Annotated in this window: 21 protein-coding genes; 7 read left to right on the plus strand and 14 right to left on the minus strand. The window is 41.3% G+C overall.

Going from position 1 to position 25,877, the window contains the following annotated elements:
* Positions 1–4: 4 nt before the first annotated feature.
* The 5 genes from HDC92_RS12690 to HDC92_RS12710 form a co-directional block, all read right to left on the minus strand.
* A complete protein-coding gene (locus HDC92_RS12690; RefSeq protein ID WP_183874976.1) occupies positions 5–3,121 on the minus strand; it encodes a SusC/RagA family TonB-linked outer membrane protein in 3,117 nt (1,038 codons plus the stop codon).
* Between the two features lie 254 nt (positions 3,122–3,375).
* The gene (locus HDC92_RS12695) at positions 3,376–4,062 is read right to left on the minus strand and encodes an RraA family protein (RefSeq protein ID WP_221270961.1); all 687 of its coding nucleotides are present in this window, start codon (positions 4,060–4,062) and stop codon (positions 3,376–3,378) included.
* A 46-nt stretch (positions 4,063–4,108) separates the two neighbouring features.
* Positions 4,109–4,870, minus strand: coding sequence for an MBL fold metallo-hydrolase (locus tag HDC92_RS12700; protein WP_183874978.1), 762 nt, complete (start codon positions 4,868–4,870; stop codon positions 4,109–4,111).
* Between the two features lie 9 nt (positions 4,871–4,879).
* The gene (locus HDC92_RS12705) at positions 4,880–6,031 is read right to left on the minus strand and encodes a mandelate racemase/muconate lactonizing enzyme family protein (RefSeq protein WP_183874980.1); all 1,152 of its coding nucleotides are present in this window, start codon (positions 6,029–6,031) and stop codon (positions 4,880–4,882) included.
* Between the two features lie 23 nt (positions 6,032–6,054).
* Positions 6,055–7,047, minus strand: a complete 993-nt coding sequence (locus HDC92_RS12710; RefSeq protein WP_183874982.1) for a zinc-dependent alcohol dehydrogenase — start codon at positions 7,045–7,047, stop codon at positions 6,055–6,057.
* Positions 7,048–7,237: 190 nt separating this feature from the next.
* On the opposite strand from HDC92_RS12710, the gene HDC92_RS12715 reads away from it, so the two are divergent.
* Positions 7,238–8,104: an AraC family transcriptional regulator gene (locus tag HDC92_RS12715; RefSeq protein WP_183874984.1), complete on the plus strand. Its 867-nt coding sequence runs from the start codon at positions 7,238–7,240 to the stop codon at positions 8,102–8,104.
* A 5-nt stretch (positions 8,105–8,109) separates the two neighbouring features.
* Here the strand turns inward: HDC92_RS12715 and HDC92_RS12720 are convergent, their stop codons facing one another.
* The 5 genes from HDC92_RS12720 to HDC92_RS12740 form a co-directional block, all read right to left on the minus strand.
* The gene (locus HDC92_RS12720; protein WP_183874986.1) at positions 8,110–8,496 is read right to left on the minus strand and encodes a RidA family protein; all 387 of its coding nucleotides are present in this window, start codon (positions 8,494–8,496) and stop codon (positions 8,110–8,112) included.
* A 50-nt stretch (positions 8,497–8,546) separates the two neighbouring features.
* Complete coding sequence (gene hisD / locus HDC92_RS12725; RefSeq protein WP_183874988.1) at positions 8,547–9,827, minus strand: histidinol dehydrogenase; 1,281 nt, start codon at positions 9,825–9,827, stop codon at positions 8,547–8,549.
* A 33-nt stretch (positions 9,828–9,860) separates the two neighbouring features.
* Positions 9,861–11,408: an SLC5 family protein gene (locus tag HDC92_RS12730; RefSeq protein ID WP_183874990.1), complete on the minus strand. Its 1,548-nt coding sequence runs from the start codon at positions 11,406–11,408 to the stop codon at positions 9,861–9,863.
* A 78-nt stretch (positions 11,409–11,486) separates the two neighbouring features.
* On the minus strand, positions 11,487–12,194 hold the full coding sequence (locus HDC92_RS12735; protein WP_183874992.1) for a PIG-L deacetylase family protein: 708 nt from the start codon (positions 12,192–12,194) through the stop codon (positions 11,487–11,489).
* 69 nt (positions 12,195–12,263) lie between these two features.
* Entirely contained in the window at positions 12,264–13,124 is an 861-nt protein-coding gene (locus HDC92_RS12740; RefSeq protein ID WP_183874994.1) for an amidohydrolase family protein, read from the minus strand.
* A gap of 403 nt (positions 13,125–13,527) precedes the next feature.
* Here HDC92_RS12740 and HDC92_RS12745 point away from each other — a divergent pair, with 403 nt between their 5' ends.
* From HDC92_RS12745 to HDC92_RS12770, 6 genes are all read left to right on the plus strand, one after another.
* Complete coding sequence (locus HDC92_RS12745) at positions 13,528–14,004, plus strand: hypothetical protein (RefSeq protein ID WP_183874996.1); 477 nt, start codon at positions 13,528–13,530, stop codon at positions 14,002–14,004.
* A gap of 191 nt (positions 14,005–14,195) precedes the next feature.
* Positions 14,196–14,765, plus strand: a complete 570-nt coding sequence (locus HDC92_RS12750) for an RNA polymerase sigma-70 factor (protein WP_183874998.1) — start codon at positions 14,196–14,198, stop codon at positions 14,763–14,765.
* Positions 14,766–14,843: 78 nt separating this feature from the next.
* A complete protein-coding gene (locus HDC92_RS12755; protein WP_183875001.1) occupies positions 14,844–15,974 on the plus strand; it encodes a FecR family protein in 1,131 nt (376 codons plus the stop codon).
* A 204-nt stretch (positions 15,975–16,178) separates the two neighbouring features.
* Positions 16,179–19,508, plus strand: coding sequence for a SusC/RagA family TonB-linked outer membrane protein (locus tag HDC92_RS12760; protein ID WP_183875003.1), 3,330 nt, complete (start codon positions 16,179–16,181; stop codon positions 19,506–19,508).
* 17 nt (positions 19,509–19,525) lie between these two features.
* A complete protein-coding gene (locus HDC92_RS12765) occupies positions 19,526–20,965 on the plus strand; it encodes a SusD/RagB family nutrient-binding outer membrane lipoprotein (RefSeq protein WP_183875005.1) in 1,440 nt (479 codons plus the stop codon).
* 73 nt (positions 20,966–21,038) lie between these two features.
* Complete coding sequence (locus HDC92_RS12770) at positions 21,039–21,914, plus strand: phosphodiester glycosidase family protein (RefSeq protein WP_183875007.1); 876 nt, start codon at positions 21,039–21,041, stop codon at positions 21,912–21,914.
* A gap of 4 nt (positions 21,915–21,918) precedes the next feature.
* Here the strand turns inward: HDC92_RS12770 and HDC92_RS12775 are convergent, their stop codons facing one another.
* From HDC92_RS12775 to HDC92_RS12790, 4 genes are all read right to left on the minus strand, one after another.
* A complete protein-coding gene (locus HDC92_RS12775) occupies positions 21,919–22,371 on the minus strand; it encodes a GNAT family N-acetyltransferase (RefSeq protein ID WP_183875009.1) in 453 nt (150 codons plus the stop codon).
* Positions 22,372–22,539: 168 nt separating this feature from the next.
* Complete coding sequence (locus HDC92_RS12780) at positions 22,540–22,887, minus strand: nuclear transport factor 2 family protein (protein ID WP_183875011.1); 348 nt, start codon at positions 22,885–22,887, stop codon at positions 22,540–22,542.
* Positions 22,888–22,928: 41 nt separating this feature from the next.
* Positions 22,929–23,843: a haloalkane dehalogenase gene (locus HDC92_RS12785; protein WP_183875013.1), complete on the minus strand. Its 915-nt coding sequence runs from the start codon at positions 23,841–23,843 to the stop codon at positions 22,929–22,931.
* Between the two features lie 132 nt (positions 23,844–23,975).
* Positions 23,976–25,856 (minus strand): FG-GAP-like repeat-containing protein, encoded by a 1,881-nt coding sequence (locus tag HDC92_RS12790; protein ID WP_183875015.1) that lies wholly within the window; start codon positions 25,854–25,856, stop codon positions 23,976–23,978.
* Positions 25,857–25,877: the final 21 nt, after the last annotated feature.

Raw genomic sequence — 25,877 nt, forward strand, 5'->3', positions numbered from 1 at the left:
ATATTTAAAATGTTATTCTTGCACCAGCATTGAATGTCATCATCTGAGGATAATTAGAGCCGCTCGCACTCCTGTTTTCAGGATCTATCTCTCCTAAACCAGAAAACGTCAGCAGATTCTGGCCACTCAGCATAAGGTCAAAACTTCCTATCCCAAGCTTTTTCAGCAAATTGTTTTGCAGGTTATAAGTTATACCTGCCGATCTCAGCCGCAGATAACTTGCGTCTTTTATCCAGAAATCAGAATTCAGCAGGTTATTTGCTGCCCCCCCAATAACAGTAGACGGATATGTACCGGCAACCCATGCAGAATTTGGATTTGTAGGATCAGCACGGTGCCAGTTGTCCAGCAAATAGGCATTGGCGCTTCTGCCATCTTTAAACGGAGAGGTTGCATTGAATGATAATTTCGAATATACCCAAGCCGCACCTGCCCAGTTCATGTCCAGGGTAAACCTTTTCCAGCTAACATTGATTCCCAGGCCAAAATTGAGCAAAGGGTTACTTTCAAACACCGCCGACGGCCCGGAACTGGTGTCCCAGCCCCTTGAAATGGGCTGAATATCTCCCCCATCTATCACACCATCACCGTTAAAGTCCTCATACCTGATGTCCCCCGGTCTCAGCGTAGAATTTGCACGGGCATCCTGTATAGGTGAGGAATAAATGTCTTCATAAGACTGGAACTGCCCGATAGACTTATATCCCCAGTGGACGCTGCCTTCCCTTCCCTCGTTGCTGTTTCTCCAGCGATCATAGGAATTGTTAAATCCCCTTTCTTCGACATGGTCATTTCTCAGCCTGGCATAGGATACGTTCGTATTTATGGAATAGCTGACGCTTCCTATCTTTGAGCTGTGCCCAAAAGCCAGTTCTATGCCTCTTGAATTCAATGAATTCAGGTTTTCCTGTGCCAGCCCCGAGCCAAATGTGCTGGGTATGGCATCAGCCCTCGTGGCCAAAATCCCTTTGCTGGTTTTGTAAAAAACACCAGCTTCCATCGTAAACAAACCCTTCCACATGCTCATGTCAAACCCCAGATCGAAACTTTGGTGGTCTTCCCAGGTAATATTCGGATTTGGGATTACGTTTGACGTTAAGCCAGGACTTAATACACTACCGCCAAAAATATAGCTTCCTGAAGGATACGTATATCCTGTCAGATACTGGAAGTTAACCGAACCATCATCTCCAAGTTTACCCCATCCACCGCGCAATTTCAGGTTGTCAACAGCTGAAATTTTGTTCTTGAAAAACTTTTCCTCAGAAATTCGCCAGGCAGCAGATACCCCCTGAAAAAAGCCCCATCTTTTTGTTGGGGGAAATTTCGCTGAGCCATCAAAACGAAACATATAGTCCAGCAGGTACTTCCCGCTGTAATCATAATTTAAACGGCCAAAGTAACTTGCGCGCCCACCATCAGTGGTAGTGCCCGTATTGTTTTTGGCCAGGTCAGGACCTGCGAACAACTGGTCAATAGTGGTCACGTAATTTTGCCTGGTTCCAGACAAACTGGTACCCAGCATGTCACTTACCTCATAGGCAAGCAATCCTTTAACATGGTGTTTTCCGGCAAAAGTCTGCTCATACGTCAAACTTGGGTTTACATACATGGTTGCCTGTTTTTCTGCTAAAACAATCAGCCTGCTCACGCCGCGGGTACTCGCCTGGGTTGAAGTCTGTGTAGTTTCGTTCCAGGTATAGAGTCCAAATATCTTTTCCCAGTTTTTATTATCTTCAAATACCATATCACGGGACGCCAGTAAATTGAGCCCAAGTCCGTTTATAAAAGGGACCTTATACTTAATATTCAGGGAACCTTCAAAGATATTACGGTCGTTTTTAACATAACCTGTTAAATCGCGATCCAGGTAGGCCGAAAGCCCGAAATTTGTAGAGGCAATTGTTCCATCTGGATTTCTGGGTCTGTATATAGGTGCTTGATAATACAGCCAGGCAGCCATCAGGTATGGCGACTGTACCATATTGTTACGGTTCTCGGTACGTGCACCCAGATTAACCGAAATTTCCAGATTATCAGTGATATTTGCACTGATATTTGTCCTGAAATTATATTTCTTAAATTCCTGATTGCCACCACGGAATATAGAAGCCTGGGTAGACTGGCCAAGCAAGAAAAAATATTTTATTTTTTCACTGCCACCCCTGACAGATATGTCCTGTTGCATTTGTGGGGCATAATCGCGCATCCAATAATCGTAATAATTAAAATTTGGATATTTAGGATCTGTCCCATCCCTGAATTTTTGGACCTCTTCCTGAGTATAGGTTGGTGTACCTCCAATATTTACTGCAGCCTGGTTCATCAATATGGCATATCCTTCTGCATTAACCGGCTCCGGAAACCTGGTGATATGTTGTACACCAAAATTTGTGCTATAAGAAAATACTGGTTTTCCAAGTGTCCCCTTCTTTGTGGTCACTAATATCACACCGTTTCCACCACTTACTCCGTAAATGGCAGCCGAGGCTGCATCCTTCAGTATGGTAATACTCTCAATCTCATTTGGGTCCAGGCGTGTAAAATTCCTGTTCTGAATCCCGTCAACAACAACCAGCGCGCCGCCCAGGCCCCTGATCTGCAAAGCAACGTTATCATCGCCAGGTGCGCCACTCCGCTGATTGGGGCTTAATCCCGGAAGTTTACCGTAAAGCAGTGTTGATACATTTGGCGTAGGAACAGCGGTTAAATCCTTTGCGGTAACAGTAGCTATTGCTCCCGTAAGGTTCTCCTTTTTCTGGGTTCCATAACCTACTACTACCATTTCGTCGAGGGTTGAGATAGTGCTTTCTAAACTCACATCTACTTTATTGCGCCCATTGATCGGAATCGTCTGCGTTTTATAGCCTATAAAGGAGAAAGAAAGGGAAGCGTTTAAATTTACCCCGGTCAATTGGTAATGCCCTTCCCCATTTGTAGTTGTCACCTGTTTGCTTCCAGGAACGAATACCGTGACACCGCTTAATGGCTGGTTATCTGCTGAGGAACGTACCAGTCCTGAAACAGATTGTCCTTGCACACTTTTTACAGAAAAAAACAGTAAAAAGCTACCCAAAAAGGTGAGCAATAGCTTTGGTTTTTTTAAAATTCTTTTGGTCATAGTTTGGTTAAAAATTGGGTTTATAAAAAGGTTATTTCACAACAATAGCGATAGATGATCTAATCATTTAATAAAATTAGTCAACAGAAATCCGGTCTTTTTAACCGATCTGGACAAATAAATACCTTATTTTGTCATTTTGTTCACCTCAAAAGACACCTCTCATCAACACAAATTTTATTTCCTAAAAGAAAGTTGAAAATTATTCATGCTTTAAAATATTTGGCATAACGGCAGCCGGTATTGATGGTGAGTTAAAGCACTCCGTACCTATCGTATACCGCCCTTAAAGTATCACCTTTTAGCAGGTCTGCCCTTGATTGGTTTTCTTTAAAAACTTTTTCATATGCCAGTTCCAGCACCCTGTCTTCAACTTCCTGAGGCACAACAACCACACCGTCAAAATCTGCATAGACCAAATCGCCGGGTTGCACCACCACATCGCCACATCTTACAGGCACATCATAAGCCATCACCTGCCCCCGCCCCAAACTATCTACGGGACGAATACCTGTATAAAACAAGGGATAACCCATTTTTATGATTTTACTGCAGTCCCTGATCATGCTGTCACATATAGATCCGACAGAGCCGTTACGCTGCGCAATTGTGCTCATCAGTTCACCCCATGGTGCATTGGTACAGGCGAAATCGCTGGAATGCACCACTACATCATTTTCGCTAAGTGAATCGACCGCCTCAATTTCCAGGTTGTAGGCCCCCTCTTCAATATAGTCCGTCTCCATCCATCTAAAGGTTCTTGCCCGCCCGGCTATGATGCAGTTAGCGGGATCCAGGGGCCTTAAACGCTGGTGCATTGCACAGTTTCTGTATCCCAGAGCATCTAAAACATCGCAAACAATGGGCACGTACAGATTTTCTTTTATCCAGTTAAACTTTTCAGTATCGTTTGCGAACGAAATCATTTTTGAGTTCATCATTTTAATTTATTTGAGTTGATTAATAAGCTTAAATTTTATAAGTGGATTATTGGTCCCATATATAAGACTGCATCCTAACCGGTACAATGCATTGGGTATTCATTTTTTTTTGCATGCAAAACCATTTGAAAATCTCAGGATTTTCAGCATTTAATTCCATCAGATCGTAATGATTGGGCAGCGCATATGTAGGTTGTACTGCATGTATAAAAGCTGCTGCTTCTTCTGGCCCGGGGTTGCCCCATTTCCCATTGATGGGCACCAGCATCACTTCAGGATTTCTTGGTGCTGCAGCAACTACCAGTGGATGAAATTCGGTATCACTGGTGTGATAAAAATTTCTGCCGTTCCCAAACTTTACAAAATAACCTGTAGTATCTAATACATCTGCTCCCGTTGGAATTGCAAATACACCGGTTATTTCCGTTGAACCAAAACACCAGGTATCACCAGCGTGCAAGACCACGATTCGGCGGGCCGGAATACCCAGTGACCTCAGCTTTTTAGCAGCCTGTCTTGGTGCAACAAACCAGGTTTCGTTCTTTTTTTTGTAAGGTAAAATGGTATCAGGATCAAGGTGGTCCAGGTGATCATGGGTAATGATGAAAATATCAGCGTGCAATTCGTCCGGAGGTATAGGACTTGGATAGAGACGCGAAAATTCGGGAGCATCTTTTGCCACTGAATCAGAAAGGTAAGGATCGATCACCACAGTAAGTTCTGCTACCCTTATTACATATCCGGCCTGCCCTAGCCACCATAATGCGGCTTCCGATTCAGCAAGTGTATGATCTAGTATCGTTTTCATTTCAGCGATCTATAGGTTTACCGAAAATTTCCGCACTGCCGCTTCATTGATCTCTATACCCAATCCTGGGCCCTGGGGAACGGGGATATAGCCCGAATTGTCCATTTGAACAGGATCTTGGATCACCTCGCGCAACATCGGACTGTCGCTTACATTATATTCTAAAAATAGCGACCTGGGCAGCACTGCATTGATGTGTAAGCTGGCAGCAGTATTCAAATCGGTAAGCCAGGCATGCGGACATACATCTACGCCGGCATGTTCCGCTTCCCACATGATCTTTCGCGCCTGGGTGAATCCACCACAACGGGTAAGATCTGGTTGTACCACATCTATCCCACCCCTTTGTATCAGCTCGCGGAAACCCCAGCCCGTTGCCTCCTGTTCACCGGCAGCCAGCCGGGTCTTCACACCGGCAGCTTTAACCTTCCCATAACCTTCATAATTTTCGGGATGCAGAAAATCTTCGAGCCAGTAAATGTTGTAGGGTTCCAGGTTACGGCAAAGCTGCACAGCATCATAAGCACTGCGGTTAACCATCCATCCTGGATCTACCATCAGTTCTATATCCGGCCCCAGTGCCTCCCTGGCTGCGGCCACCAGTTTGATGTCCTGTTTAGGATCCCGGCCAAAAACACCCCAGCCGAATTTAACTGCGGTAAAACCACGTTCCATATAAAAGGCGCAAGCCTCTTTCATTGCCTGTGGTGTGGGTCTGAAAAGCGTAGAAGCATAAGCCCTCACCTGCTCACGTCTGCCACCTCCAAGTATTTTATGAATGGGTTTCCCGATCGACTTTCCGATGATGTCATGACAGGCAATGTCAAATCCGGATAGCATCTGCATGGCCACACCTCGTCTACCGTAGTAAATAGAGCCTCTGTATATTTTGTCCCATAACCGCTCCACGTCAAAAGGATCTTCACCGATTGCCAGTACCTTCAGTCCTTCAAAAGCACCGGATCCGCTATCTGGGGCATCTACTACAGCCGCGCCAACATGTGAGGAGGTTTCTATATCAGACCAGCCGGTAATTCCTTCGTCTGTACTTACCTTCAATAAAAAACAGTGCTTTACACCCCTTGCTTCTTCACTACCTTCCGGCGCATGGTTTTCATAAGGAGATTCAAGAATAAATGCCTCTATATTAGTAATCTTCATATTTAATAAGTTTAAAATCTATTTCAGTTAAATGTGATAGCGACTTTCAATGCTTTGTCGTGTCTGTCCCTTGCCAGATAAAAGGCTTCTTCCCAATTTTCAAAAGGGACACGATGTGTTATGAGTTCTGAAAGGTTTAGAACAGGGTCTTGCAAACACGCAAGCGATTCCTCTATTTTATCCTCATCGTTACAACAGCCAACTATTTCCAATTCGGAAATGTGCAGATCAAACAGGTCTACAGGAACGGCGTCTTTCAATAAACTGAACACAACCAGCCTGCCCCTTTTACGCAAAGCGGCCATACAAGAATAAAAAGCATCTGCAGCACTTACGGCCAGTATGGCTACATCAACTGATGCTACAGGATTACTATCCACAACCTCTGCGCCTGGTATCATACCAAGCCTGAACGGCTCTTTTCCTGCAACCATTACACGGGCTGCTCCGGCCCTTAAGGCCAAACGGGCGATGATGTTGCCGAACGGCCCATCCCCTACCACAAAAACAACCTTTCCTTTAATGTCACCTGCACGTGATATGGCTTGCAAACAATTTGCAACCGGTTCCAGCAAGGCACCTAACGGAAAAGAGATATGATCAGGAAGTGCTTTTACCCGATCTGAACGCTGAACGAAATATTCTGCAAAAGTTCCGCCCCTGTCTATTCCGAGATGTCCCATATTCAAACAAAGATGCCCGAAGCCACGCTGACATTCCACACAGTAGCCACAGGGGACTACAGGGTGCACCGCCACATGCATGCCTTCAGAAAACTGCTTTACAGCTGCCCCGCACCGGACCACTATACCCGCACCTTCATGCCCCAACACACCCGGCAGTTTAATGCCGAATGGGTTGCTTTTAATATCATGCAGATCGGAAGTACATATTGTTGTGGCCATGGTACGTATCAATACCTCATCTGCCTTAGGAATCGGTACCGGTAATGTTACAGGTACCAATTGGTTGATACCCTGCAATTGTAATGCCTTCATTGTTATTGGTAAATTCATTTTTTAAATAATTTTGGATCTGGTAGGCCCGGCAGCGAAAAAAATACGGTTCTACAAATACATAAATATAATACAATTATACCTGATCCGTTTTCCAGTATTTTAACCGATATAGCCAAATCATTACCCTATTTTGTCTTTTTCCAGCAAGCAACAATCATCACAAACTAAAAAATTGTATTTTTAAGTTATGAAACCGAACTATAAACCCATTCCTTTTGTTGAATCGAACTTATTTAATGTCGTTTCTCAAGAGAATAAGAAAGAATTTGACTATCCCTGGCATTACCACAAGGAATACGAACTGATTTATATTCCCGCCGGACAGGGTCTACGATATGTGGGAAATAGTATAGAAAACTATTTTAATGACGACCTGGTATTGGTAGGTCCAAATCTACCACATTGCTGGATTGATGAAACGAATCAGGAAAAAAGTACACCTAATGCCATAGTCATTTATTTAAAAGAAGAATTTTGTGATAAAACCTGGATGCAAAGTTATGAATTTACTACCATACGTAACCTGCTGGAATTGTCAGGCAAAGGAATCAAATTTAGTCCATCAGTTGCCAACCAATTGAAAGATAAATGCCTTAAACTAACTAAGCTGCCTCCGCTGCAAAAATTGATCTTGTTGATCGAGGTCCTGCAAGAACTGAGTCAAGCTACCGAGTATAGTTTGTTATGTGAACAAGGCTTTTCCTGTGAACTGAATAATTTCCACAACGAGCGCATCAATACCGTTTATAAATATATTGATGCGCACTATCAGGAAAAGATATCATTAAGCGATGTGGCTGCACAGGTTTACATGAGCCCCGAATATTTTTCAAGATTTTTTAGTAAGGTAATGAAGAAATCCTTCTTTGAATTTCTTAATGAATACAAAATCAGCAAAGCCTGCAAATTACTTATTGACACAGACAAGCAAATAGGTGAGATTTGCTATGATTCAGGCTTTGAAAGTATTCCTTTTTTTTACCGGCAGTTCAAGAAATTCAAGAACTGCCAACCCAAGCAATACCGCATTAACCACCTTAAGGCGTTAAATTAAATGCTTTACCCCGGCAATTTAACAATACAGTCAATTTCAACCTTAATGCCCTTACCCATTACAGATTGAACCGTAGTTCTAGCAGGCCGTACACCAGTAAAATATTGAGCATACACCTCATTATAACGGTCAAAATCATTGATATCACTTAAATGTGATGTGCATTTCACTACATCATCCATTGTGGCACCAGCAGCCTCAACAACAGCTTTTATGTTTTGCAGGGTTAAATGGGTTTCTTCCTCTATTGTTCCCAATACAAATCTTGAAGTTTTAAAATCAACAGAAGCCTGCCCGCTTACAAATAAAAAGCCATCAATTACGACACCATCAGAAAATGCCCCTGTTATAAAATCAGCCCTGTCTGGATGGTTAATTTTAATTTTGCTCATAAAAAAGAATTAAAGTAAATAGTATGTAGTTAATATAAATCAAACAATTCTTATAATAGATGCCCATATCGTTTAACCCTTAAAGCCGCCTGAGCTTCATGAGCCGCAAATCCTTCCAGTTCACACAAACGAACTGCATATTCCCCTATCATTGCACTAGCTGCCGGAACACATCTTTGAAATGTACAATTTTTAAGAAATTTCCCTACCCAGAGTCCCCCTGTGTATCTAGCCGCTTTCATTGTCGGCAAAATATGATTCGTTCCAATCACCTTATCCCCAAATGTAACATTGGTCTCCGGCCCTAGGAAAAGCGCTCCATAGTTTGTTAAATTATCTAAATAGAAATGTGGGTCTTTAGTTAATATCTGCACATGTTCATAAGCCAAACTGTTAGCCTCAATTACTGCTTCCTGATCGCTATTAACAATTATAATCTGGCCATTATCTTTCCAGGCAATTTTAGCGACCTCAGCAGTAGAAAGGAGCTTTAATTGTCTCTCAATTTCAGATACAGTTTCTTGTGCAAGTTTTTCAGAGGTAGTTATTAATACTGCTGCTGAAGTAGGTCCATGTTCAGCTTGACTAAGCAGGTCGCAGGCCACCATTTCAGCATCGGCAGTATCATCAGCTATAACTAAAATTTCCGTTGGTCCTGCGAACAAATCAATTCCTACTATTCCAAAAAGTTGCCTTTTAGCTTCAGCTACGTAAGCATTCCCGGGGCCGGCAATCATATCTACAGCCTTTATGGACTCTGTACCAAAAGCCATAGCAGCTAATGCCTGCACTCCACCAGCAATGTATATTTCATCTGCACCTGCAAAATGCATGGCACATACTGTTGCCTTGGGAATAGCACCATTGATGGGTGGTGTAAAAGCAATTACTCTTTTTACCCCGGCCACCTTTGCAGTTACTATGCTCATGTGTGAAGAAGCAACCATAGGATGTCTACCCCCAGGAATATAGCATCCAACATCTTCCACAGGAATATTTTTATGGCCGAGAAAAACACCAGGTAGTGTCTCTACTTCCAAATCTAAAATAGTAGACCTTTGCTTTATGGCAAAATTTCTGACTTGTTCTTGAGCAAATAGAATATCCTTTCTTGTGCCGATAGGCACTTCTTCAATAATCTCTGCTATCTGAAGATCAGAAAGCCGAAAATTATCAGGAGACCAGCTGTCCAAGGATCTTGAAATTGTTCTCAATGCATGATCACCTCCTTTTTCTATTTGACTAAGAATTTCTTCAACCGTTTTTTTAACCTGCTGATTTGAGTTAATTTTTTCAGGCGTCTTCACCCCTTTTTTAAAATATTTTACCATATTACCAATTTTATAGATTTAACGTTTATGAACTTATCTGAAGGACCAGTAGACAATGCCCCATGTTATGGCATATAAAAGAAACCACCACTTAACATGTTGGTACCATGGTCTTTCAGCCCCGTCATCGAGAACTTTAAGCCAGGACAAGTTCCATGTGTATGGTTTTGTTTGTACAACAGGTGGTGATTCTGAACGCAGTGATACAAGGATAATGAGGACAATTGTCAGGACTTCTGCAATAGCGCCAATGTATAACCAATGAAGCTCAATGTCCAGGAAATAAAAAACCAATACAATAATGATTTGAATGATTACACCGCCAATAAGTCCATAAATTGCGGCCTTATAACTGGTTCTTTTCCAGAATATCCCCAATAACATTACCGAAATGAATGGTGTGGCGATATAGGTTACGCCCATTTGGAAATAGGTGAAAAGACCTACTGTTCCGGCCAGCGGTGATATCAAAGTTCCAACTAACAGCGCGGCTGCTCCCGATATCCGGCCAGCTTTAACCAAAGTTTTGTCTTCTGCATTTTTCGATATATATCCTTTATATACATCTAATGAAAATATGGTAGAAATGGAATTTACCAGTGAACTAATGGAAGCCATAATTGCAGCGAGAAAACCTCCCAGAACGATACCTTTAAGTCCAGAGGGTGCAAAGGCTTTTAAGGCTACTGCAAAAGCGTCATCCGGATTAGTCAAAGGTGGTCCTTGACGCATTACAACCAACCAATGATACACAACCAGACCAAGTAAGCAAGTTATTGTGGGGCGGATCAAATTAACAAAACCCGCAAATATAACACCCATCATGCCATCCCATACAGATCTGGCTGAGAGGATACGCTGTATCATTACCTGGTTAGAAGATTGATAAAACAAGAATACCCCAAAAGATGCTACAGCAAGTCCCAATAAGGGTGAATTAGGATCTGAAGGAGGATGGACCAAATGAAATCGTTCCGGAGTTGCGGTAACCATTGCACTCCAACCTCCTGGAATATGATTAAGTGCAACGAAATAGAATACTATTCCACCTCCGATAAGAAAAAGAAGTTGAATGGCATCCGTCCACATCACTGAAGTCAACCCCCCGAGTAAGGTATAACTTGCAGTGAGCAGCACGATACCAGCCATAACATAATTTATATCCCATCCGGTAAGGTCACTAAAAGTGATACTGCCTCCCCAGATAACAGGAGGAAGGAATACAAAAATATAACCAAACAAGATCACCACACTATATATATTGGCGCAAACCGGACCATACCTGTTCTTCAAAAACTCAGGAACGGTAGAAATTCTATTGCGTAAATACATTGGAACAAAGAATATAATTAGCAGTGAATAAGTGGGCAAAGCCCACCATTCCCAATTAACGATCCCTAAACCATGTTTATAAGTAGCACCAATCGATCCAACCAGGGCCTCACTTCCTGCACTCGTGGCCACAAAGGCAGCCCCAATAAGGTACCAGGGCATCTTTCCCGTTGCTAAAAAATAGCCGCTCGATGTCTTATTGGTATTTACAGCTGCGATTAAGCCAATTACCACAACAAATAATGTCATTATTATTATGATAGTCACATCAAGTGCTGATAAATGAAAATTATCCATAAACGATAATATTAAAATTGAGGTTTTGAGTTAGGGTAATATTCTTCGGGTTAGTCCTCTCTGATAAGCATCTACGCGAGTAAATCCTTCAGCATATTTACATCCGGCAGCCAATCCGCGAAACCTGGACTGAATTTCTATCATTGCCATCATATCCGTATTCGCCATATCCTCGAATGCAGCAGCCTGACTTATATGGCAAGCTAACATTTCTTTTTTCGTTTCAAATGTTTCGGTTATGTCAACATATTCCGTAGGATTAAATCCTATTCCACAGAGATTATCCATGTAATAAAGTTGCGATTGCCCGAAACGACAAGCGGGAAGATTTTGATTAGGCATAGATGGCAATCCTTTCTGGAAGTAAGAATCGAATACCAATTGGCTTACATATTTGTGGTCCGGATGATAATCATTAGGGGCATGTGTGAAGATAACATCAGGGTCAGCTTCTCTGAGAATGTCAATCATTCTGCGCCTGGATTCCAAATCGGTAAATACATGCTCATCAACGATGCCTCCCCAAATAAAATGAGCACCAATAACATCCGCGGCATTTTTGGCCTCCTGCTTTCGCATAGCAGTAAGTTCAGCAGGCTTAATTACCAGATCCCCCATACTTCCGTCTGTAAAAACGGCAATCGTAACATTGTGCCCTTCTTTGGCATAACGCGCCAGCGTACCGGCACATTGAAGCTCCGTATCATCTGGATGCGCAGCAATACATATTATATTCATATGTTAAAAATTAAAGTGTGTATTTTTTTATTATTTGTGATTAATAAGGCCCCAAAATTTTGGTATCACTTAAAGAAATTTTGGATTGGGCAGTCCCAACAATTCTAATGAATTACGGTTAATGATGTTTTCTATAACCTCCTTTGGAATTGATGGCAATCCACTTTCGCCAATTACGGCATTTACGTTCCTGATTCCATCCAACGATCCCTGAGTAGTAGTAGCCGGGAAATCGGAACCAAAAAGAAGTTTATGTTCTGCACGGTATTCCACCAGCAGGCGCATAGAATTATAAAATTGCCATGGGCGGTAATATAAAGCTGATAAATCCGCATATACGTTGGGATTACGTCTGATAACTGAAATGGCTTCACCCTCCCATGGATGACCTAAGTGAGCAAGAATCATCTTTAAATCGGGAAAATCATGGGCGACCGCATCAAAATGAACGGGTCTTGAATACTCTAAAGGAACACCGCTTGCATAAGTTGTCCCTGTATGGAAAAGAATTGGTAAGCCATGTTTTACGCAATACTTATATATGTTATAACATCTGGGGTCTCCAGCAGGAACATTTTGATATAGCGGTCCCATTTTTATTCCCACAGCACCCAAATCCTGATGACATTTTTCCAATTCCTCCATATAGTCGGATTCTGAGGGATCGATTGAAGCGAAAAAAAGTAAACGATTTTTTGCTTTGGCGACATGTGCTGCAACATCTTCATTTGGAATATTCCATCCTGTTGCCCTAGCCTTCAACCCAAATACTACAGCCACGTCAGCGACAAGGGTTGATTCCAAATGCGCTTGTTTAATATCCCCCCCCCAAGGAGCCGGATCTACACCAACGTTCTTCATGTCAGCAAGCAGTCTCGGACCTAAATCTTTCTTTGGATCAAAAACATGGGTGTGAATATCTACAATCATAATTAAAAAGTGTTTAAGTTAAATCTGTATTTTTTCTTGTCGTTATGCAATACTAAAGCAAATATATTCTCATTTGCTACCATGTATTTTAACCTATTTAGTTAAATATATATCCTATTTTGTTTTTTACGTTTAAATTTTATCTTATTCATTGTTTTCGAGTTATTACTGCAAAAAAGGAAGATCTGCTATACTTCATAAGAGGTAAATTAGTGCATTCAATTTATAACATTATACAATAATAGGTTGGAATGCTGCCGTATTACTACCCGATATAGATAGATTTACTATCCTATTTTGATCTTTTTATTAATAATGCGTTAACCGTTAATAAAGGTGTAGCGTTTGGAAGGTAATCCTCGTTTTATGCAAAAACAAATAATTCACCTTTAAACCTAAACCAATGAAAATTAATTTACGCTACATTATCCTGATCGCTGCAATTGCAATAACATGTTTTTCATGTAAAAAATCATCAGAAGATGCTGAAATGACGCTCGATAAAAACCTGCTGAAAAGTGCTGAAAAGTATGCCGCTTTAGTTGAACAAAGAACTGATGGCGAAGGCAAATTTACTATAGAGAACATCCATCGAAACGGCGATATTCTAACCCTGAATGTAAAAGGAGGATGCACCGAAGAAGACTTTCAGGTTATATGGGATGGGGTTATTTTATTATCTTATCCAGGTCAGATAAAATTGGTATTGAATAACGACAACGCCGGAAACTGCGCCCCTGACACCCCGCTCTCTATTGAGGTCAATTTACGTAAAATATTAGGCAAACAGGATCCTAAGGATTTTATATTCCATGTTGCTAACGGCTCTGTAAAACAAAACAAATCTTTAAATCCGGATGGAACTGTTTCATCAAATTAAAATTGCCCCCCATTTCTACCTATATATTAGTTTAACGATACCCGGAATAGTTGCAGCAACAATTCCGGGTTTTTTGTGATATACGCTCAGCCGATCGTATGGCGTCACTACCCAAATTTTCTTTTTTAATTAAAGATTTCTTAATATTACTGTTAGTTTCATGTATATCATTGATTTAAAGCGAATCTTTAATGCCAAATGTTGCTTACCATAATCTTTCTGATTCACAATTGGCAAAATTGCTAAAGCAAGGCGAGGGGTATGCTTTTGATGAAATTTACCATAGATACTGGAAATTACTATACAGAAAAGCCTATTACCTGCTTAGCGAACAGGAAGTTTGTGAAGATCTGATCCAGGATATCTTCGCTTATCTTTGGCTGAAGAGGGAAAAGCATCAAATCGAAAATTTATCAGCTTACTTAAATGCGATATTAAAATTTAAAATAGCTTCAATCTTCCGTAAGGTCAAAGTGGTTTCTAAATATCTTCAACAACTTCCCGAACAGGATCAATCCCCCGATCCAGTGCTTGAAATTGAATTGAGGAATTTACAGGCCATCATTTCAGATTTCACTTCCAACCTACCCGAACGCTGTCAAATGATATTCAAGCTCAGCAGGTTTGAGGGATTGCCCAATAAGGCAATTGCCGAAAAACTACAGGTTTCAGAGAAAACGGTTGAAAATCAAATATCTATCGCCCTTAAAAAGCTTCGTTTATCGCTTGACAGGTTGAATACACTATTTCCGTTTTTCTAAATCGAATTAAATTTCCAAACCCTTTGGGGGCTGGCCATCAGCAAATCGACTGAGTCATAAAGCGGCTAAATAAATTCGATGGACATTAAAGAAATTGCAGATAAAATAGTTAAAGGGGAAGCATCCGAACAGGAAATCAGGTTTTATCAATATCATCTGGAAAACCTGATGAAGCAACACACTTCTGACGAAACATTGTTACCCTCAGATCAGGATTTGCTGAACAAAATCCACCTGCTTATCGAAAGGAATGAACGTAAACTGAATGCATCAAAACAATGGTATTTGCCCGCAAAAATTGCTGCATCAGTTATACTGTTCATCACTGTAGCATGGTTTTCCATTAATTACCGGAATCAAAACCTGGCCCCTACCAGTCAAAGATCAGGAGCATCCGCAAAACAGCTGATTAGTTATACCCCGGGGAAAAACAAAGCTATGCTAATACTCGGAGATGGACGCACCATGTTTTTAGATTCGATTCAAAACGGCACAAATACATTAGGCAACAGTAATGTAATAAAAAATGACAGTAGCCTGAACTATTTACCTGTTGCCGCAGGTCTTGCTTCGAATCAAATAAATACACTTTACACGCCACGAGGTGGCCAGTATAAATTGACGATGGCAGATGGTACAAAAGTATGGCTAAATGCATCCTCCTCCATAAAATTCCCGGTGCAGTTTGATAAAAATAACAGGACAGTCACGCTCAGCGGTGAAGCTTATTTTGAAGTAAAAAAGAAACCACATCAGCCATTCCTCGTTCAGTTACCAGATGGAAATACCGTCGAAGTTTTAGGAACACATTTCAACATCAAAGCTTATCCCCATGAAATCAGTAAGACCAGCCTAATGGAAGGAAAGATTACCTTTAGGCACAAAGAACGCACTTATTTATTACAACCAGGAGAGGAAATTTATGCCGATTCTACGCATTCACCCGCTCAGGTCCTGAAAAAATTTGATGAAAATCAGATCCTGGCCTGGAAAAACGGATTCTTTCATTTTAACAACACACCGGTAGATCAGGTATTACAGGAATTCTCCAGATGGTACAACGTGAATATCGAATACCGTGGAAAACTGACCAGCAAGCATTTTGATGGAGTAATTTCCAGAAATATAAATTCAGACGAGCTGATTAAGATGCTGTCTTATTCCGGTTTAAAATTAACCACTCAAAAAAATAAAATTATAGTAGAATAAATCAAATTATAAAAAAGGGCCTATGAAAAAAAAATAACCTAAATAAATGGCTAAAAACCGGGGAAAGTTCCAGCAATCCCCGGATAAAATGAGCCTTGATTAAGTAACGAACCTAAATGTCAACTCAAACTATGTAAAATTATGAATTTAAATTCATTTTTCAGGGGGGCGTACCCTCCTGGGCTATATCAAGTATTGCGAATTATGAAATTAACCTGTTTATTAATTTTAATATTACTTACGCAGTTAAATGCTAAAACCTATAGCCAAAAAGTATCCATCCAAAAACGGAACAGTACTTTTCCGGAAATTTTTAAGGAAATCTCCAGTCAAACAGGCTATCATTTCTTCTATAACCGGGATGAAGTTCTTAAACAAGGAAAAGTCAATGTCACACTTCATTCCTTACCACTTGAAGAGGCGATCGGTCAGTGCCTGAAAGGTACGGGCATGTACTACAAAATCTTCGACCATACCGTAGTCATCAAGGTCACAGCACCTGGAGACTTAACGACCATTTCCCGAACGATAGCCAATGCCGTAATTACCGGAAAAGTTACAGACGAAACCGGCAAGCCTTTACCAGGTGCCGCCGTGAAAACAAAATCTGGCTCCGCGTCAACAGTCACAGATGAAAAGGGATATTTTAAACTCACCGTAAACCATACACAGGAAACATTGGTTATCACTTATGTAGGTTACCTTACTAAGGAAATCGCTTTAGCAGGAAAATCCGAAATTGAAGTACAGCTCCTGTTAAACAATGAGCTGCTGAACGAAGTTGTGGTTACTTCATTTGGAATTACAAGGAATAAAGAAAGTACCTCTTATGCCGTTCAAAAAGTAAATGAACAGGCCATTCAGGCTTCCAAACAATACAATATCGGCAATGCATTGCAGGGCAAGGTTGCAGGACTACAAATTACCAGTTCCAGTGGAACCCCGGGAGCATCGGCAGACATCATACTTCGCGGCGGAACCTCACTTGACGGTAACAATCAGCCACTTTTTGTAATAGATGGAATTCCTGTGGATAATAGCACTATTGCCGAACCACAAGGGTCAAGCGGTCAGCTGGCCAGAACAGTGAGCAACAGCAATAGGGCGGTCGATATCAATCCGGATGACATCGAATCTGTGACCGTATTAAAAGGGCCGGCTGCCGCGGCGCTGTATGGATTAAAAGCTGCTGCCGGAGCTATTATCATCAGCACAAAAAAAGGAGTATCTGGTCAAGGTAAAATTACGTTCAATAATGATTTTGAACTTCAGGAACAAAATCGACTGCCGGATTTTCAAAATGTATATAAAATGGGTACAGGTGGTCAGGATGTGAATTCCAGATTATCCTGGGGGCCATTGTCTGGCGAAAATGCTACCCTTTACAACAATGCAGAAAGTTTCTTTCAAACAGGCCGGATCTGGACAAATAACCTGTCCTTCTCTGGCGGCACAGATAAAACAACATTTTATGCCAGCGCAGCAAATACAGACCAAAAGGGCATCGTACCTCAAACCGGATTCAAAAAGAAATCATTTCGTTTAAATTCAGACCTTAACGTGATTGATAAGTTGAAAGTTGGCTTCACTTCTAATTACATCCATACCCTATCTCAGCAAGCTTTACAAGGACCGGGTGTCAATAACGGATCAGGAGGTGTATTTGGAAGTATTGCCTATTGGCCGCTCAGTGATGACATGAAAAATTACCTGAATGCCGATGGCACAAGACGGAGATTGGTATCCAATATCAATGAAGATATCGACAATCCATACTGGAGCGTCCATAACAATCCTGTCAGTTCAAAACTGGACAGGTTTATAGGAACGGGGCAGGTTAAATATGAACCACTTTTATGGCTGGATTTCACCTATCGGATCGGTGTAGATTTTTACAGGGAAAACTATCAGAGCTTACGTTCGCCCGGTACTTCTTTAAACCAAAATAGCAACGGCGGGTTATTGGAATCCGAATATTTCAATAAAATACTTACTTCTACCTTTCTGGCCAATGCACATACAAAGATCGGGAAATCAACCGGCCTAACTCTGTTAATAGGGCAAAATTTCGAACTCAACAATTACACCAATAATACCGTTTTTGGAACCAACTTTCTCAATCCCGGATTTGTAAGTATGAACAATACGGCAAATAAGTTCAATACTCAATACCTTGCCGATAAAAAACTGATCGGCGTTTTCGGAAACTTCCAAGTGGATTACAAATCTATCTTCTTTTTAGATGTTACAGGGAGAAATGACTGGTCATCTACCCTTCCGGAACAAAACAGAAGCTTTTTTTATCCTTCCATAGGTGGAAGTGCCGTCTTTTCAAAATTATTAAACATGAAATCAGCTGTATTCAGCTATGGCAAAGTAAGGGCTACCTATGCTAAAGTCGGAAAAGATGCCCCGCCCAATAAGTTGCAAACGCAGCTAACAACAGATCCAGGCATCGTTCTGGGAAATGGATTTGGTTATGGCTTTTATGCCAACAATTCATTTTTAAGGCCCGAATATACCAATTCACTTGAAATAGGTACAGAACTAGGCTTTTTTTCCAACCGTCTGAACTTCGACATCACCTACTACCGTATAGAAAGTAAAGACCAGATCACACAGCCTAGGGTAAGTCAGGGTACAGGGTTTATATTTAAACTGATAAATGGCGGTACTATATTGAACAAAGGGTTTGAGCTCTCATTAAATGCTATGCCGGTTAACCGCAATGATTTTAAATGGACTGTCGACCTGAACTGGAGCACAAATAAAGCTACAGTAACTGAATTACCATTGGGCACAAGTGTATTTAGAAACAGCAATGCAATTGCGGTTTTTAATTTAGCAGAAGGCAGCTCCTTTTTAAACGGCAATTTTTATGGCATCAGGGGAACTACCTATACCAAAAACGAGAATGGACAGGTAATTATCGGGGACAATGGATATCCCACTGTAAATACCAGCCAGCAGGTTGATTTAGGTGTAAGCAGGCAACCAGACTGGATCGCGGGCCTCAGCAATTCCTTTACCTATAAAAACCTGAACCTTTCCTTTTTAATAGATGCCCGTAAAGGAGGTACAATTTTTAACGGTACTGAATACGAACTGGTAAAAAGTGGATTAAGCACAAAAACTTTAAACCGCAACCAGATGGTGGTTTTACCTGGTGTTACAAAAAACGCGGATGGATCCTATGTGCCGAATATGAAACAGGTTTTATTGGACCAGAATTACTATACCACAATCTATGCGGCCAACGCCGAAAACTTCCTGGAAGATGGCACCTGGTACAGGCTACGCTACCTTTCCCTTTCTTACACACTTCCACAAAAGTTGCTGAAACAAACACCGGTAAAAAAGCTGAGCCTTAATCTAACAGCTAAAAACCTGGTTTTAATTACCAACTATTCTGGTTTTGATCCTGAGCTCAGTTCGGGCGGTGCCGGAGTGGGGGGAACAGGTACTGTAGGCATAGACTATTTAGGTTTTCCCTCTACCCGGGGTTTCTCCTTCGGAATTAACGCAACTTTTTAACTAAAAATCAGCTCATCATGAAAAGATATTCCATATACATATTGATCCTCATCATAACTGGTATTACCAGTTGCAAAAAAGGATTTTTAGATATAGAAGACCCAAACGGGCCAGCTAAAACCACACCTGATAAAATGCTCACTAATGTCCTTCGCCAGGCTTTAGAATTGCAGGCAACCGCAGGCCTGCCTACAAGCACAATTACACAACAATTGGCTACCAGCCGCTTAACTACTCCAAATGTTGATAACTGGGTTGATCTGGGAGCAGTGAACTATGAATTTCAAAATAATTATTTCTTTGTAGCTTCTAATAACGAAGCGATGATGCAATGGGCAACGGAAGAAGGATCATTCGCTTACGTAGGGATAGGTAAGTTAATCAAAGCACTTTGCTATGCTTATACAACAGATCTTTTTGGTGAAGTATACTACGATGAGGCAAATAAAGAAATTGCGCAACCTAAATTCAATACACAGGATTATGTTTACCAGCAAATCTTAGGATTGATTGACGATGCGGAACAGCAATTCGACAAACCTTCTTTCAGAACGGTAGGTGATGAGGATATTTTCTATGGTGGTGACCTTAACAAATGGAAAAAATTTGGTTTTGCACTTAAGGCGAGATTATTAAACCATTTAAGTAAAAAACCTAATTATAACCCTCAAGAGGTACTTTCTCTCATTGACAAGTCATTTCAGGACCGTTCCGGAGAGCCCATATTTATATATCCGGGCCCCTATCCGGATGCACATCCATGGAGCCCCGATGGAAACCTTCCAAGTTCAGCTAAAACCTGGAACAAGTATTTCGTGAATTTATTAAACGGAGAGGGCATGAACGGCGTAAGAGACCCAAGGTTGGAAAAGATCGTAAATCCTGGAAGCGATGGAGTGTACAGAGGGGTTACCAATGGTATTACAAAAGATGGCCTCAACCCCGAGCTGATCGGGTCGCTCTGGGGTAAATTCTATACCAGTGAAAACAGCGAGTATTGCTTACTCACATTTGATGAGCTGAAATTTATTGAAGCAGAAGCGGCTTTCAGAACAGGAGATAAAATGCGTGCACATACCGCGTACAAAAGTGCAATAACCAATAACCTGCAACGTATGGGGGTGGGTATTGCTGAACAAAATACTTATATGCAAAGCGCTGCAGTTGCACAGAATCCTGCCAGTCTTTCACTAAAAGACATCATGATCGGAAAATATATTTCCTTAGTTTTTCAGCCTGAAATTTGGGTGGATATGCGGCGCATGGATTACAGCCCTCAAATTTATCCCGGATTGGCACAACCTCCAGGCGCTAATCCCGCCTTGAAGGGCGCCTGGGTAAGAAGACTTCCCCCCTTTTCAACCGAGATCGACTATAACAAAGCTCAGGTTGAAGCTATCGGCGGCCTGGCTCCGGATTATACAGGAAAAAAAGTTTGGTGGGATTCCGCCAATTAAAATGAATTAGCGTAGCAGATCGGGGGTATATCCCCGATCTTAACAGATCAATTAAATCACCAAATACCCGAAAATGAAAAAGAAACTTATTCATATCATCCTAAGTTGGTTGATCATTTGCTCATCCTGCAGCATTAAAAAAAATCAAACAGCTGATGAAAAACTATTCGCTAAGGGAACATGGACCTCAGCGCAATTGGGGCCAGGTGTTGTTTATACTAAATATTATACTGAAAACCTTTTTGGAGATAAACAAAGATTACACATCATCACAATTAAATCCTTAAGAACATTAAACCTGGCCATTGGCTGGAGTGCCGATTCCCTAAAAAAAACCAGCACATTTGCAAAATCAGCTCAGGCAGATTTTGCCATCAATGGTAGCTTTTTCCATCCCGAAGAAGGCGGCCCAGTATGCTTTTTAAAAGTAGACGGTAAAATTATCAGGCAAACCAGGGAAGAATTGGGAGAAGACTATTTTATTAAAGGACTGGACTCTGGCGCCCTGATAAAGACAAGAAAGGGAAAATGGAAGCTTGCGGTAAAACCACAAGGGGGTTGGAATACACTTCAATCTACCCCAACCATATTAAGTGGGGGGCCGGTATTAATCAACAACAATCAGATCATATCGCAGTTGAAACATAGTTTTAGTTTAAAGAGGTTCAGTCGTACCGCTATAGGAATCACAGCTTCCCATCAATTCATATTTTTAGTAGCCGATGGTAATTCTCCAAGTTCAGCAGGGCTAAGCATTGCCGAACTTGCAGTAGTGATGAAATCACTCCATTGCACTGATGCATTAAACCTGGACGGCGGCGGTTCATCCAGCATGTACATTAACGGGAAACCACAAAACGGAATTGTTAACCAACCCACGGATTATCATTACTATGATTTCCGTAGCGAACGGAAAGTAGCAACGGTACTAATGGGGCAGTTCAGGTAATTAATTACAAGTAACGTTTCAGCATTCCGATATGTGGTATCCCATCCTCCATATACATATCTCCAACAGTAACAAATCCAACACAACCATAGAATTTTATCAGGTGATGTTGCGCACTGATCCGGATATCAACTTTGCCAAATTTTTCATAACAGCCCTCAATAGCCAGTTCCATTAACTGTTTACCGAAGCCATTTCCGCGAAATTGCGCAGCGGTAACTACACGTCCAATGGAAACTTCAGGATAGGAAAGCCCAGCCGGGACTAATCTCGTGTAACCGGCAAGCAAATTATCCTTAAATACCATCAGATGAAAAGACGATTGGTCTTTATCGTCAGTATCCAGGTAAACACAATTCTGTTCCACTACAAAAACCTCATTTCGCAGTTTCAGGAGCGTATAAAGCTCCTCAATAGTCAACTCTTTAAATGCCTTTATAATTATATTTATCTCCATGGGCATAAAGTTAATCTATAATCTCATTTATACCTTGTTACTTCAATTTCTCCAGTCCGTCTTTCATGGCTTTAAGCTGATCCGGTGAATGCCCCTGCCAAACACCAATCTCGCCAATAACTTTAACCTATTAGTTTCTTTGATTCAGCTTGAAAGTTTTCATCGGGATTAAGAGGTGTAAAAAGCGATCATCTTGTTTACTTTTCCCTGATCATTAAAAAACATGACTTCTATTGCCCTCTTGTTCATCACGGACTTATAATAAATAGCAACAGAATTGACGCTTTCAGTCACTTCAATTAACTCAAAATGTAAATCCGGAAACTTCTTTAACGCAGCTTGCCAATAGTTAGCTACAGTTATTTTACCTTTCAAAGTACCCGTTTCCGAGCCGAGCGCAATTTTAATCATCGGGGTAGTTATTTCGAGATCATCTGAATAATGGGACAAGATTTTTTCAAAATCGTGGCTGTTCCAGTCATTAATCCAATTGGTTGCAAATTCAGTCAGGCTCATGTAATTCATGCTAAGATCCTTACAATTTATATATTTTTTTATTACTTGTCCAAATCTGTAGAGTTATTTGTGCTGCAAGCGGATGAATTCAAAAAACCACGAATAGCTTCCCCGATTTCAACCGGTGAATCTTCTTGCAAATAGTGAATGCCCTTAACAGTAATTTCCTGCTGATTCTTCCAGCTGCGGGCAAATTCAAGATTACGTCCGTGTAATAATGCCCCCGGCTCTGCAACAATTAATAGCTTCGGGATATCAGAATATTTAAGCCATTTTCCATAATCATCTACGATTTTGACTATATCTGCCGGCTCTCCTTCTATAGGAAGGTCCCTGGCTAAATCCAATGTTGTTTTACGGCTATTTTTACTGGTAAATGGCGTTCTGTATACATCCATTTCTTCCTCAGTAAGCGGTCTGATGATGCTTTTCGGTAAAACTGTTTCTATAAAGAAGTTTTGCTCATAGACTAAACCTTCACCGGCTTCAGATTTTAACATTCTAAATATTTTGTCCCTTCCATCCGGGAAATCTGACCAGATTCTTGGTTGAACTATGGCTTCCATATAAACAATTGCTTTAATCTTGTCAGGGTTTATGTAAGCCCAATGAAAGCCAAGAGCGGAACCCCAGTCATGTAATACAAGCGTAATCTGATCTTCAAAATCCATGTTTTTAAACCATTCATTAAGATATCTGAAATGATCATGGAATCCGTGATGATCACCGGACGATTCGCCCGACTCGCCCATCCCGATCAAATCCGGAGCAAGGCACCTGGCGGTCTTGCTGACAATTGGAATAATATTTCGCCACAAAAAAGAAGAAGTAGGGTTACCATGAAGGAACACTACCGGGTTTCCAATGCCTGATTCAATATAACTAATGCTGCTGTCCAGGACGTTCAGGTACTTTCTATAAACACCTGATTCTTTTAATTTTGCGTTATTCATCATTTTGTTTTTGTACGTTTTAAAAAAGTTCAATATAATTTCTAATGGGACGGCCTTTTTCTGTTAAACAGTCACATCGAAAATTCCCTTCTTTCCGACGTGACTGTACAATCAGTTACAACCACCTCTGTCCTGTTAATAGGCAAAATAATTACGGAGTTCTCCGGTATTTTCTGCATAGTTCCAGCGGATCTGGTCAGCTTTTCGTACTCCCCCTGCCTGACCACTGATATCAGCAAAAAAGAATTGGGTATTGGCACTCTGTGAGGTACCCCTTAAACTGTAATAAGGGCCTTGAAAAGCATTGTTGGTCCTGGCAAAATATACTTTTAATTTTCCCAGGTAATTATCAGGATTCCAATATACCTTGTCTGCACGGCCATCCCCGTCTATATCTGAGAAATAGAATTTTGTATTTGCAGATACACTCGTAGCACCGGAACTGAATGATGATGAAGCCGTGAAATTACCATCTCCATTGGAAAGATACGCCATCGTCTGGCCCCCATTTAGCGTAGGATGCCAAAGTATTTTATCCGCTTTGCCGTCAGCATTAAGATCCGCATACCAGAATGTGGTACCGGCTGTTGTGCTGGCCCCCACAGAACCTGCAACTGCTGTTCCATTAAATTGCCCTGAACCCGTAGCCAGAAAAACACGCGTTTTACCCGAATCAAAGGTTGAGTTCCAGTAAATTTTATCGGCTTTTCCATCACCGCTTACATCGGCAAAATGGTACTGGGTAGTTGTACCGGCACTGGTGCCTTCAGTATTATCAACTACAGTTGAACTGAAATTTCCGTTACTTGTGGCCAAATAAACCCTGGTATGGCCACTATTCAAAGTTGGGTCCCAGCGGATGAGGTCAGCTTTTCCGTCACCATCCACATCTGCGAAATAATACCTGGTGGTAGTTGCTGTTGAAGCAGATGCGGCATGTGTAACTGCTGGCGATGCAAATGTGCCATTTCCATTGGATAAAAACACCTGCGGCTTTCCGCTATCGTAGGTTGGAAGCCAGTAAATTTTGTCATCTTTTCCATCTCCGTTAACATCGGCAAAGTAAAATTTGGTATTTGCGTTCGCACTCTTGCCATTTGCATCGGTATGTGGTCCGTCAAATATGCCGGGAACATAAGTGGCCTTAACTGGGTAATGATCCGAAGGCCAATATTCACCAAACTTTGTTTTAATTACTTCCCAGCTGGTGAATGCCATTTTCCTGTTACTCATGATATAATCTATTTTTTTTATATCAACTCCCTTCCAACTGTGAAAAGTAAAATCACCCTCATTGTCACCAAGTGCATCAACCACATCCAGGCCATTCTTTAAAGTATTAACCTCAGTTGTTCCCGGTATCGCGTTAAAGTCGCCGAATACAATAACAGGTAGGTTGTCTGTATTCTGACTGTTCACCATAGCAACCAGCGCGTTGGCATTTGCAATTCTGGTAGCTACCGAGTCGAACCGCCAGTGGCTATTGCTAATAAAATACCTGTTGGAGGTAATTTTGTCCTGCAGTACTACCCAGCTGGCCAAATCGAATATCGGTGGTGCGCCCAACTTTACTGTACCGCTTCTCTGAAGCGCAAATCTTGAATTCTTAAAGAAAATTGCTTTGGGCGTAACAGTGACTACTGTCGTTGTATCGCAATATTCCCCATATCCCAAGGCCGACATTTCGTTTCTGAACCAGGTTTTAAGGCCATCGTCAGAAAATTCCTGGACGCCAAATACATCAGGGCTCTCATTCACAATAATCTGGCGAATGTTTCCTCTTCTTTGCACAATAGTTTGAGGATCACCCGCTTCATCATGTCTTACATTAAAAGACAATACGGTAAACGGGTTTTCACCTGCTGCCATTGTCTGAAAATCTCCGGTCGACCTTGGCTTCAAATGCCCTGAATTTTCTTTTTCATCGGCAAGCTGGCTTTCTTTACACGCGGCAAGGCAAAAACCAAAGCACAGCAGTAACAAAGCCTTTTTAAGCATTAAATTTGTTTTTTTCATTCTAGTTTAATTTTAGGTTTT

This window comes from Pedobacter sp. AK017 (genome assembly GCF_014200825.1).
GTDB classification, from domain to species: Bacteria; Bacteroidota; Bacteroidia; order Sphingobacteriales; family Sphingobacteriaceae; genus Pedobacter; species Pedobacter heparinus.